The 10,767-nt window shown below is 58.5% G+C and carries 11 protein-coding genes; 6 read left to right on the forward strand and 5 right to left on the reverse strand.

The window, feature by feature from the left end; all coding sequences use genetic code 11:
* Positions 1 to 304 precede the first annotated feature (304 nt).
* Entirely contained in the window at positions 305 to 826 is a 522-nt protein-coding gene (locus OHL21_RS11780; protein WP_263417468.1) for a signal peptidase II, read from the forward strand.
* Positions 827 to 1,599: 773 nt separating this feature from the next.
* On the opposite strand, the gene OHL21_RS11785 is transcribed toward OHL21_RS11780, so the two are convergent.
* Positions 1,600 to 1,989 carry a hypothetical protein gene (locus OHL21_RS11785; RefSeq protein WP_263417469.1) on the reverse strand — a complete coding sequence of 130 codons (390 nt, stop codon included), beginning with the start codon at positions 1,987 to 1,989 and terminating at the stop codon, positions 1,600 to 1,602.
* 68 nt (positions 1,990 to 2,057) lie between these two features.
* The gene (locus OHL21_RS11790) at positions 2,058 to 2,474 is read right to left on the reverse strand and encodes a cupin domain-containing protein (RefSeq protein ID WP_263417470.1); all 417 of its coding nucleotides are present in this window, start codon (positions 2,472 to 2,474) and stop codon (positions 2,058 to 2,060) included.
* Between the two features lie 49 nt (positions 2,475 to 2,523).
* Between OHL21_RS11790 and OHL21_RS11795 the strand changes: the two genes are divergently transcribed.
* The 4 genes from OHL21_RS11795 to tsaE all read left to right on the forward strand — a co-directional run bounded on the left by OHL21_RS11795 (position 2,524) and on the right by tsaE (position 6,409).
* On the forward strand, positions 2,524 to 3,138 hold the full coding sequence (locus OHL21_RS11795; RefSeq protein ID WP_263417471.1) for a TetR/AcrR family transcriptional regulator: 615 nt from the start codon (positions 2,524 to 2,526) through the stop codon (positions 3,136 to 3,138).
* Positions 3,139 to 3,402: 264 nt separating this feature from the next.
* Positions 3,403 to 4,353, forward strand: a complete 951-nt coding sequence (locus OHL21_RS11800; protein ID WP_317889975.1) for an aldo/keto reductase — start codon at positions 3,403 to 3,405, stop codon at positions 4,351 to 4,353.
* A 57-nt stretch (positions 4,354 to 4,410) separates the two neighbouring features.
* Complete coding sequence (locus tag OHL21_RS11805; RefSeq protein ID WP_263417472.1) at positions 4,411 to 5,967, forward strand: NAD(P)H-hydrate dehydratase; 1,557 nt, start codon at positions 4,411 to 4,413, stop codon at positions 5,965 to 5,967.
* A gap of 4 nt (positions 5,968 to 5,971) precedes the next feature.
* A complete protein-coding gene (tsaE, locus tag OHL21_RS11810; RefSeq protein WP_263417473.1) occupies positions 5,972 to 6,409 on the forward strand; it encodes a tRNA (adenosine(37)-N6)-threonylcarbamoyltransferase complex ATPase subunit type 1 TsaE in 438 nt (145 codons plus the stop codon).
* Positions 6,410 to 6,592: 183 nt separating this feature from the next.
* Here the strand turns inward: tsaE and OHL21_RS11815 are convergent, their stop codons facing one another.
* The gene (locus OHL21_RS11815) at positions 6,593 to 7,351 is read right to left on the reverse strand and encodes an energy transducer TonB (RefSeq protein WP_263417474.1); all 759 of its coding nucleotides are present in this window, start codon (positions 7,349 to 7,351) and stop codon (positions 6,593 to 6,595) included.
* Here OHL21_RS11815 and OHL21_RS11820 point away from each other — a divergent pair.
* Positions 7,336 to 7,872: a hypothetical protein gene (locus OHL21_RS11820; RefSeq protein ID WP_263417475.1), complete on the forward strand. Its 537-nt coding sequence runs from the start codon at positions 7,336 to 7,338 to the stop codon at positions 7,870 to 7,872. The two genes, OHL21_RS11815 and OHL21_RS11820, sit on opposite strands and share 16 nt — an antisense overlap.
* A gap of 6 nt (positions 7,873 to 7,878) precedes the next feature.
* Here the strand turns inward: OHL21_RS11820 and OHL21_RS11825 are convergent, their stop codons facing one another.
* The gene (locus OHL21_RS11825; RefSeq protein ID WP_449649505.1) at positions 7,879 to 9,201 is read right to left on the reverse strand and encodes a penicillin-binding transpeptidase domain-containing protein; all 1,323 of its coding nucleotides are present in this window, start codon (positions 9,199 to 9,201) and stop codon (positions 7,879 to 7,881) included.
* A gap of 137 nt (positions 9,202 to 9,338) precedes the next feature.
* Complete coding sequence (ftsZ, locus tag OHL21_RS11830; RefSeq protein WP_263417477.1) at positions 9,339 to 10,721, reverse strand: cell division protein FtsZ; 1,383 nt, start codon at positions 10,719 to 10,721, stop codon at positions 9,339 to 9,341.
* Between the last annotated feature and the right edge of the window lie 46 nt (positions 10,722 to 10,767).

The following is a 10,767-nucleotide window of genomic DNA, read 5'->3' on the forward strand; positions in this document are numbered from 1 at the left end:
GGTTGCGAGCCGATTCGCAATCCTCGGCAAATAGGCATCCTTGAACGGGCTTTCAACCTATCGTTTAGAAACGCCAGGGCATTTTCCCTGTAGGTGTAGTTCAGAGCATCCGCATCTATGGGCGTTTTCCGAAAGGAAAACGCCGCCGTACGCCCCTTCCAGGACATCCAGCAACAGCGAAAATGCTCTAATGGCTAAAAGGAACAAGCAGGGTGAGTCATGCTTTGGCATTTTGGCCCCGCGTCCAACTTCACTCGTGTTCGCCAGGACACAGTGAATTCTGCAATTCATTTGGGATGTTTCGATGAAATTCGCATACCGAAGTCTTTTATTGTCTTCCGTTTTGTTCCCCTGTATTGGCTGCGATCAGGCGACGAAGCAGATTGCAATGTCCGCTCTCGACGACTCGCCTCACACATATTTAGAAGGCATTCTCCGCCTTCAGCTCTCATATAATTCCGGCGCCTTCCTCAGCATCGGAGACAATTTGTCACCCTTCACCAGGCAAAGTATCTTCTTCTGGGGAGTTGCCTCCTTACTCCTAGCCGCTTTGTTGTATTTGCTTTTTGCGCAGCGAATTACTCGACCACAAGTCATCGGACTTGGCCTGTGTTTCGCGGGTGGGGTAAGCAATCTAGTCGATCGAGTCCGTTTCAACGGCACCGTCGTGGATTTTCTCAACCTCGGCGTCAACCATCTCCGTACTGGTATCTTCAACGTAGCGGACATGCTCATCCTTACGGGCGCCGCTATCCTGGCGACATCGTTTTTCAGAAAACCGGCACGCCCTTGCCAAGCGGTTCATGAGGGTATGAGTCCTGAATAAAAAACTCACCTTCCTTTCTTGCGATGCCCGAGGGGATCTGCTTTAGCTCTGTTCCCGCTCGAAACCCAACGGCAGAACGGAAGATTTCTCCGCTACTCTTCACTCCGGCAAAGCTGGCCGGGACCCGAGCGCTACGAAATGACAAAAAATAGCGAAGCCTCCCCTTGGACGTTTTTCCTCGTGTCGCTTGCATCTCATACAAACGCGAGATAGAGCATTTCACTGTTGCTGGGAATCCCGGAAGGGGAGTGCAGCGGCGTTTTCATTGCGAAAAGCACTCATAGATGCGGAAGCCCTGCTCTACGCCTACAGGGAAAATGCTTTAAGCCAGAGAACTGGAGAGGAGTAAGATCGATCCCGTAGTATCTTTCCCGGCCATGACCTCCAGAGAGCAATTCTCTCCGCTATGCGATGTGCACTACACCTCCATGCAAAGAATGATGGTGGAGGAAGATGGCGAGGAGATACAGTCGTATCACATCTGCGAGCGGCGCGATTGCAGCCGGGTATTCCGCGACGCCTTCGGGTATTCAGACTTGATTGAGGGGCAATTCGACAAGAGCCGCGCTTTTATCCGGAAGTGCCCGGCATGCGGGGCGATCCTTTATCTGGCCGAAGTGGATCAGCCCCGGAAGCTCGAGACTTGGGAATGCCCTCGAATGAACTGCGAGTTCTCCGAGGAGTTCCCCTCCCCAGCAGCGCGCTGAGTTTCTGATTAGAGCGTTTTCCCTGTAGATGCGGAGGCTCTGGACTACACCTACGGGCAAAACGCTCTATTCTCTCTTGACATCGACTGTTCGGAACAACCTGCCATCCACTAATCGTAGAGTTCCGGTCATCCTTGCTCCGTCGACATGGAAAGTCCAGGTTCCTTTTTCAAAATGGCACACCAGAGTCTTGTCCCCGTAGCTACAGTCGAGCACGCCCATGGTCTCGCGCTTTCCGGAAACGATCTTATCCGCCTTCCAACTTAACTTACCGGGCGCGATCTCTTTGATCTGGTAAATCACATCTTCGTCGTGGCATGCAGACGGGCGTACCACACAGGTTGACTTTCCACTCCACTCCCCGAGCACGTCTTTGGTCTCTCCTGCCTGTGCAAACCCTGCTGTCCACAAGATCAAAACGGAGAACGAAACGGTGAGAGATCGGTATCGCATCATGCTTTTATCCTCCTTGGGCTCCGCACGACAGGGCTGGCATCCTTCATTGGTTTCCAGCGCTCGCAAGGTCAGCGCTGGCTATTCACATATTCGGTGTCGTGGCGCCTGCCGAACTCAACCAGCGCCTGCTGATTTCTGGGTGGCCAAACTGGTTCCTTCTCCATCCAATCCATCAGTTCTGCAAAAAAGCTCTCATGACCACCGGGGGTTGCGACCAAGAGGAATCGTGTGCGGTCATCGCTGCTGTTACGAAAAGAATGAACGTCACCCGGAAGGGCAACGGCACTATCGCCAGCGCGCAGAGTTCGGGTTTCTCCAGCGATGTCTGTGTCCAAGGAGCCCTCCAGTACAACAAACCTTTCAGCCATGTGCCTATGGAAGTGCAAGGGGGCTCCTGGAAAATGAGGGGGCACCGATAGTTCAATGAGACAATAGCGCCCTTCGGTTTCGGTGGATATTACCCGTAAATGAACCTCTGTATTCATTGGATAGAAGCTGCGACGGAGCTCCGGAATCGCCTGTATACTTGACACGATGTCAACCTCCAAAACAAAACCTAGCGCAACGCTTGACAGGGTGTCAAGCGCAAAGCAGCGTATCTTACAAGCGGTTCTGACATTGCTCGCGCGCCGCGGGAACGCTGAAGTTTCTATGGCCGAGATTGCCCGCGCCGCCGGAATCTCGCGCCAAGCTCTGTACCTGCATTTTCCGGAACGATCAGCTCTCTTTATCGCTCTTGCGGCTTTTGCTGACGAGCACCGCGGATTGGCTTCGGAACTTGACCGAGTGCACAATGCCCCGTCGGGCCTCGCGGCTCTGGAAGCATTCGTGACATTACAGGCGCGGATGAACCCCGGCATCTGGGCAGTTGCACGGAGTGTGGATGCAGTAAGGCGCCGCGATCAAGCGGCTGAAGCAGCCTGGCAGAACCGGCTTCGGAACAGGCTTGCCACCTGCCGACGCATCATAAAGAAGTTGAATCAGGACGGGGCATTGCGTACCGGTCTGAATAGCGACATTGCGGTCGATCTTCTGTGGACGATCACGTCTTTGCGCACATGGGAGGACCTTGTATTGGAACGGAAATGGCCGGCCGAAGTCTACCGCACGCACGTGATGGATATACTCAGCCGCAGCCTGCTTAAATAAGCGGAGGCATTCGCGCCACTTCCTGCGGGCACGTTCTATTGAGAACGCCTACGGCGTCGGGGGCAAAATTGTCAGAAACACCGTCTTGGCTGATTTTTCCTCTTGTCGCGCGCATCTCATACAATCGCGAGATAGAGCATTTCACTGTTGCGGGGAATGCGGGAAGAGGAATGCAGCGGCGTTTTCATTACGGAAAACGCCCATCGATGCGCAAACCCGCACTACACCTACAGCGAACATGCTCTATTGCCAAAGGAGCGAAGCGTGAACTTCAACATTCTCGGTAACTCAGATATGCAGCTTTCTCCCATCGGATTCGGCGCCTGGGCTATCGGCGGCGGCGGATGGGCCTTCGGTTGGGGCGCGCAGGAAGATAAAGACTCCATCGCTGCCATCGAACGCGCTCTGGACCTCGGTGTCAATTGGATCGACACCGCTGCCGTCTACGGGCTGGGACACTCAGAAGAGGTCGTCGCCAAGGCGCTGCGCAAGTCTGCACACAAGCCTTGGATCTTCACCAAGTCCAGTATGGTGTGGGACGACAAGGGCAACATCACCAACTCCATGAAGCAGATCAAACGGGAGTGTGAAGACTCGCTACGCCGGCTGAATCTCGACGTGATCGATCTGTACCAGATTCACTGGCCGAAACCCGACGAAGAGATCGAAGAGGGCTGGACGGCGATGGCCGATCTGCAGCGCGAGGGCAAGGTGCGCTGGATCGGTGTCTCAAACTTCTCTGTCGACCAGATGAAGCGCGCGCAGAAGATTGCTCCCATCACCTCGCTGCAGCCGCCCTACTCCATGCTGAAGCGCGATTACGAGGCGGAGGTGCTTCCCTTCTGCCGGGAGAACGGCATCGGCGTTATTAACTACTCGCCCATGCAGAGCGGTATGCTCACCGGCAAGATGACCAAAGAGCGCGTCGCCCAGATGCCGGACGACGACTTCCGCAAACGCGCCCTGAATTACCAGGAGCCGAAGCTCTCGCAGAACCTCAAGGTCGCAGACAAGCTGAAAGAGATCGGGGCGAAGTACGGCGTGACTGCCGGCGTCATCGCCATCGCCTGGACGCTGAAGAATCCTGCGATCACGGCGGCCATTGTCGGCGGACGCAATCCGCAGCAGGTGGAGGAGACCGCGGCCGCGCTCGACTTCGTTCTGCCGGACGAGGAATACAAAGCGATCAACGACTATCTACAATCAAACGCATAGGCTTTGCGGCTCTGTCTATTCTTTGGATAGGCAGAGCTACACTGCGTGAGCATTTGTATGAAGATTCTTACTGCAGAGCAGATGGGCGAGACGGACCGGCGCACCGCCGCGGAGTTCGGCTTCTCCATGCAGGAGTTGATGGAGAACGCCGGTATCTCCGTCGCGTGCTTTGCGCTGCGGCGTTATCCCGAGGCACGCCGCATCGTCGTCCTCTGCGGCAAGGGCAATAACGGGGGCGATGGCTTCGTCGCTGCCCGACGCCTGCACGCCTCCGCGCGGAAGGTCCAGGTGATCGTTCTGGCCGCAGGCAAAGACGATCTGCGGGGCGACGCCGCCCACGCCTTCAGCGCGCTGGACGCTCCGGTGACCTTCGCGACGGAAAATATCGTCCTTCCCGAAGCTGATCTCTATATCGACGCGATCTTCGGCACTGGATTCAAGCCTCCGATACGTGGCCTGGCCTGCAACCTGCGAGAACAACTGATCCAGCTTGCAAAACCTGTTTTGGCCGTCGATCTTCCCTCGGGGTGGGATGCGGACTCGCACGAACCTACCGCCGGGGGGGCATTTCCCGCCGACTCTGTCGTAACCTTTACCGCCCCGAAGCCGGCGCACATCTTCGGACAGTTGAACCGGGATGCTGCTTTCGGTGCAGTCGCAGTTGCCCCGATCGGCTCTCCCGCGGAATCTCTGCCCAAAACCGACCTTACCTGGACCGGCTCCTCCAAAGCGCTGACGGAGGCGCCTCGCCCACTGAACAGCAACAAGGGACGCTTCGGACACGTTCTGGTGCTCGGCGGCTCGAGAGGAAAATCCGGAGCCGCGGCAATGGCTTCACTCGCAGCACTGCGTTCCGGCGCGGGCCTGGTTACAGCCGCGGTGCCTGATTCCGTGCTCGATTCCGTAGCGCGCATTGCTCCGGAGTTGATGAGCCTGCCGCTTCAGGAGACCGGAGGTCATGTTGCCCTGGCGAACTTCGACACGCGCACGCAGTGGCTGGAGAAGATCAGCGTTCTCGCCATCGGCCCCGGCCTGGGAACACAGCCGGAGACGACCGAGTTCGTTCGGCGCACAGTGCTAAAAACAGCTCTTCCGATCGTTATCGATGCCGATGCCCTGAATGCCTTTGCCGAAAAACCAGAGCTATTGCGCGCACAGGCCGGACGCGTGATGGTGTTGACACCGCACCCAGGTGAGATGGCGCGCCTTCTTCGTATCTCTGTCAAAGAAGTAGAGGCCGACCGAATCGGAATTGCCCGTCACTATGCCACCGATCGCAACCTGACCCTGGTGCTGAAGGGCTGGCGGACTCTGGTGGCCCATCCGGATGGAGAGATCTCGGTCAACACCACCGGACACCCCGCGATGTCGAAGGGCGGCAGTGGAGACATTCTGACAGGCATTGTTGCAGCCATGCTGGCTCAGTATCCCGATCACGTCAAAGACGCCGTAAACGCCGCCGTCTATCTGCATGGTCTCGCCGGCATGATGGCTGCGCGCCACCAGGACGAACATACGGTGCTCGCCACCGACACATTGGCCCATCTGAGCGACGCCTTCCGCTACTGTACCGCGGACGAAGACGGCCTCACCTGGGTTGGAGGACTTCGCTAGATTCATGCTGGTAAAGAGATTCAAGACCCGCTCCGTGGAGGGCACACTTGCTCTTGGCCCGAATATGGCCGAGAAGCTGATGCCGACACCGAAGCTAATTCTGCTGCGCGGCGAGTTAGGCGCTGGAAAGACCACCCTGGTGAAAGGTATCGCCCAGGCACTGACCGGAGTCGATCCAGAAGAGGTCACCAGCCCGACCTTCACGCTAGTGCACGAGTATGCGGGACCCAAGGTGCATCTGTATCACCTCGACCTCTACCGCCTGGAAAAGGAAGAAGAGCTCGCGGCGCTGGGTATCGATGAGATGGCTTCGCAGCCTGATGCGCTTGTTCTGGTGGAGTGGGGTGATAAGTTCCAGAGCGTGATTCAGCGCGCGGATGGACAGATCATGATGCGGGCGAATGATCTGGATGAGCGGGAGATCTTTTTGGAGATTTTGTAGGAGCGCTCTGAGTGGCACGAACTGGGTGCCCCACATACGCGAAGTTTATGTGGGATTATCGAGCGAAGCTCGATCCAGGGAGTGCCAGATTAGAAATAGATTCCTGCGGGATGGCTAAAACGGTTCGCGCATAGCGCGAATGCCGACATAAGCTTCGCGTATGTGGGGCACCCAGAGTATGGGCTAATTCGATTCCAGCGTGATGCACTCCCATCCACATCCGCCGGGATGTCTGCGCCGGTCGAAGTGGAAGTGCAGTTCCTGCTCGCTGCTGATGGGTCTGCCGTTCTTCGTTGCGGGATGAAAGACCCACTGCTGTACTGTCGCCAGCACCATCTGATCGATCTGCGTTCCCATCCCTCTCCGTGCGTGCACGCGGGCGATGTGGCCGGTATCGTCGATCTGCAGGTCGACGAAGATATCACCGGTAGCGCCGACCTCTGACAGGTCAGGACGCTCCTGAGGGAACGCCTGCACGAAGGCGATGCTCACGTTGCCGTCACCCAACGCTTCATTGCCGCGCTCGCCCGGAGGATCGACCGGAGGCATCACCAAAACCGGAGCCTCCACCAACTTCTTCGGAAGGGCGTGGCGCTTGAGGGCTCGCTTCACCTCATGCGTCTGCGAGAGTTTTCCGGGGTTGTAGGTCATAAGTACTCTCGCGCCCTGACGGGTTCCGGCCGGCTTCAGCTTCCGAGCGCCAATCCACCAGGCATTTGCCACCAGAAAGAGAGCGAGCAGATGCAGCCCGGTCGAAACAGCACACCTACCCTGCTGCGTCTGCAGCAGGAGCGCCGATCGCTGTCTCCACACCAGCAACTGCTCTCCCATGAGGACCGTCTCTCCTATGCGGCCCATCGTACCGCAGTGATTCGGCTGGAAGCGATGGCTTTCCTGCGATACAGACTGCGAGATAGACTGCTGCGGTGAAACTCCTGCCATTGTCAGCCGTCGTCGCGACCGCACTCCTCTGCCCTGTTCTTCCTGCCCAGACATCGAAGGTAAACCTCGATCCCAAGGTCCCTGCTGCCAAGACGCTACCGCCTTTTTCCGGTACCTGGATATTAAATCAGCAGCGCAGCAAGCTGACGCGGCGGATCGAGGGCGAGAGCAAAGCGGTCATCCAGTACGACGGCAAGACCTGGCACTACATCCACTCGCACCAGGAGACTCCAAATGACGAACCCGAGGCGTGGCAGGTGACATTGGAAGTCAACTCACCGAAGCTGCATGTCGAACCGGGCGATGAGGTCACCTTCCGCTCTCGAATCCGCCGGCAGGGTAACGCTATGTTATTGGAAGAATGGGGTACGACCGGGCACGGCCAGAAAATTCACAACACCGTGCGCTACACCCTGGAAGATAGCAACAATACGCTGGTGCAGACCGAGGTCTCGGTCGGTCCGCTCGGCCCCGTACGTAATGTCTACGTCCTGGAGCGCGTGCGGACCACTGCAGAGTGAGAAGAATTACTGCGATACACCCACAGCAACCTGCTTGGGCTCGTCCGCGCCGGCGGCAGTCGTCGCCGGAGCCGTCTTCTGCAGGAAGTAGCTCTTATCTGCCATTGCACGATAGAAGAGCCCAGTCAGCTCCGCCGCCTTCGGACCAAAGGTCGGGCGTCCGCCTTCCAGGAAGAAGACCGTCACCATCCGGCCGATCGGGGTATCCGCGTAGGAGGCGAACCAGCCATAGCGGGTTCCGTTATTGGAGCAAGTGCCGGTCTTGCCCAGCACAGGGAACTCCTTGAAGTTGGCCCGCAGTGAGCGTGCGGTACCGTAACGGGCGTCCACCGCGCCGGCCATGCCGGGCAACATCTCCGGAATCAGCGGAGCGATATCGAGGGTCCGCTTCACCTTTGGCTGGAAGTTCGCCACAGCGTCCGCCGTAGTGGGATGCTGCAGGTAGTAGAGCGTGCCACCGTTGGCGATCGCGGAGACCAAAGCACCGAGTTGCAGCGGGGTCATCGAGATGCTCTCACCAAAGGAGCACATGCGGCCCACGCCACCCAGCTTCTCCGGCAGTTCCTCATCGGGATAGACACCGAGCTGCTCGCCCTCAATGTTGTAGCCGGCCAGCTCGCCCAGGCCGAACATGTTGGCGTAGTGTTTGACCCTCTCAAAGCCCATGCGGCGGCCCAAAACTTCAAAGTACGGATTCACCGACTTGGCCAGCGCGTAGTCCAGATCCACGTTGTAGTGGCCGCCGAGGTTGACCGGCGTGTCGTGCTTGATCAGGCCCTCGGAGAGAGCCGCCAGGGCCACACTCAGCTTGATGGTGGAGCAGGGTTCAGCTCCGCGCGAGAGCGCCAGCTTCTGGTTGACCATGGCCAGGACACGGCCGTTAGTGGGATCGATCGCCACCGCAGTGCCATTCATATTGCCCAGGGCCTGAATCAGCGACTCGCGAACGACCGGATCTTCTCCGGCTGTAACATCGCCCAACGTCAGATTGTCCGCAAAGGAACTCGCCGTAAACCGCTCAGAGAAACGGCTGGCGCGGGTTCTCTTAACAGCCAATTTTGGAGAAGCGCCACGCTTCCCTTTTGCGGCAACAACCTTTGACCTCGAAGACGGCGCTGCCTTGGTGGCTGCTGCCGATTTGCCGGCGCGGCGGCTATGCTGCAGGCCGGCGAGATGCGCCTTTCCGCGAGTACTCTCCTGTACCTTAGCGCCTCCGCGGGTATGCCTTGCGCTTGTCGGCGTGGGGTCGGCCGCCAGTGCGGCGGTGGTGGAAACAGCGAGAATACCTACAACGAGTCCTGGAAGAAAGTTCCTGAAGCCCTGAATCATGCGTCGCACATCCCTGCGCCAACCCGTGCTAAGCGCCGATCTTTATTCTTTTTATCCTACCTTGACCTGACCAAAATCGATCAGACCCGGCGCCATACAACTTTAGACGCGTTTGCCCAATACGGAACGCGTTTTTTTTACATGCCTCCACGCCGTAGAAACGCTGGAATGTCCAGCTCATCCTGCTCTTGACGTACGGTAGCCGACGGAGTGGAGGCAAAAGTTGCCACCGGCTCGGGAACCACAGGGGCAGCCGCGACCGGCGCGGGCTGTTCGACCGGTACCGGCGCCGCCACCTCCGGCGTGGTCTCTACCCATTGCTGCGGCGGCGGAGCAGCGGACTCACGGCGCTCGCGGCCGGTCAGGAAGAACTCGTCTTCGAAGACCGAGGGCGACTCGGGCCGCTGGGCGATTGGAATCTCCACCTTTTGCATGACCGGAGTCTCGCTGGCAAAACGCGGCATCGCCGAGGGCCGGGCGTCATAGCGGACCGCAGGCTCCAGCGCCTCCTGCAACATCCGCTCGCGGCGCTGCGGCATCTCCTGCTTGAAGCCGGTGGCGATAACGGTAATCTTCACATCCTCACCCATCGACTCATCCTGCACCGCACCGAAGATGATGTTGGCATCTTCATGCGCGGCGTTCTGAATGATGGTGGAGGCTTCGTTTACCTCGCTCAGCTTCAGTGAGCTCGATCCGGTGATGTTGATCAGGATGCCCCGTGCGCCATCGATGGCTCCGGCTTCCAGCAGCGGCGAAGCCATGGCGGCAATTGCAGCTTCCACCGCACGATTCTGTCCCGCGCGTACCGCTGTTCCCATCACGGCATAGCCCATGCCCGCCATCGTCGTCTTCACGTCGGCGAAGTCGCGGTTGATGATGCCGGGGATGGTGATGATGTCCGAGATTCCCTGCACGCCCTGACGCAGCACATCATCCGCAATACGGAAGCTCTCGAAGAAGCCTGCGTCCTTAGCGACGGCCAGCAGCTTTTCGTTGGGAATAACGATGACGGTGTCAACGGCGTCCAGCAGCTCCTGCAGGCCACGCTCGGCCTGCATCATGCGGCGCTTGCCTTCAAACCCAAACGGCCGCGTCACCACAGCCACGGTCAGCGCACCCATCTCGCTGGCCAGCGAAGCGATCACCGGAGCGGAGCCGGTTCCCGTACCTCCGCCCAGACCGGCCGTGACAAAGACCATGTCCGCGCCTTCCAGCGCCTCAATGATCTTGTCGGAGTCCTCCAGAGCCGCACGGCGGCCCACATCCGGATTCGCGCCGGCGCCCAGACCTGAGGTCAGCTTGACACCCAGCTGCAACTTAACCGGCGCCAGAGAGCCCTCGAGCGCCTGAGCGTCGGTATTGGCAGCGATAAACTCCACGCCTTCCACCTTGGCCGCAATCATGCGATTGACCGCATTGCCGCCACCACCGCCTACGCCGATGACCTTAATCTTGGCGCCGGTGCGGGTCTCATCGTTGTAGTGGATGCGGATCGGATCTTGGGGCGTATTCGACATGGGAATGCGTTAACTCCTGCGTTAATGGTCATTCTGTCATTCGTCC

This window comes from Terriglobus albidus (genome assembly GCF_025685425.1).
GTDB lineage: Bacteria > Acidobacteriota > Terriglobia > Terriglobales > Acidobacteriaceae > Terriglobus > Terriglobus albidus.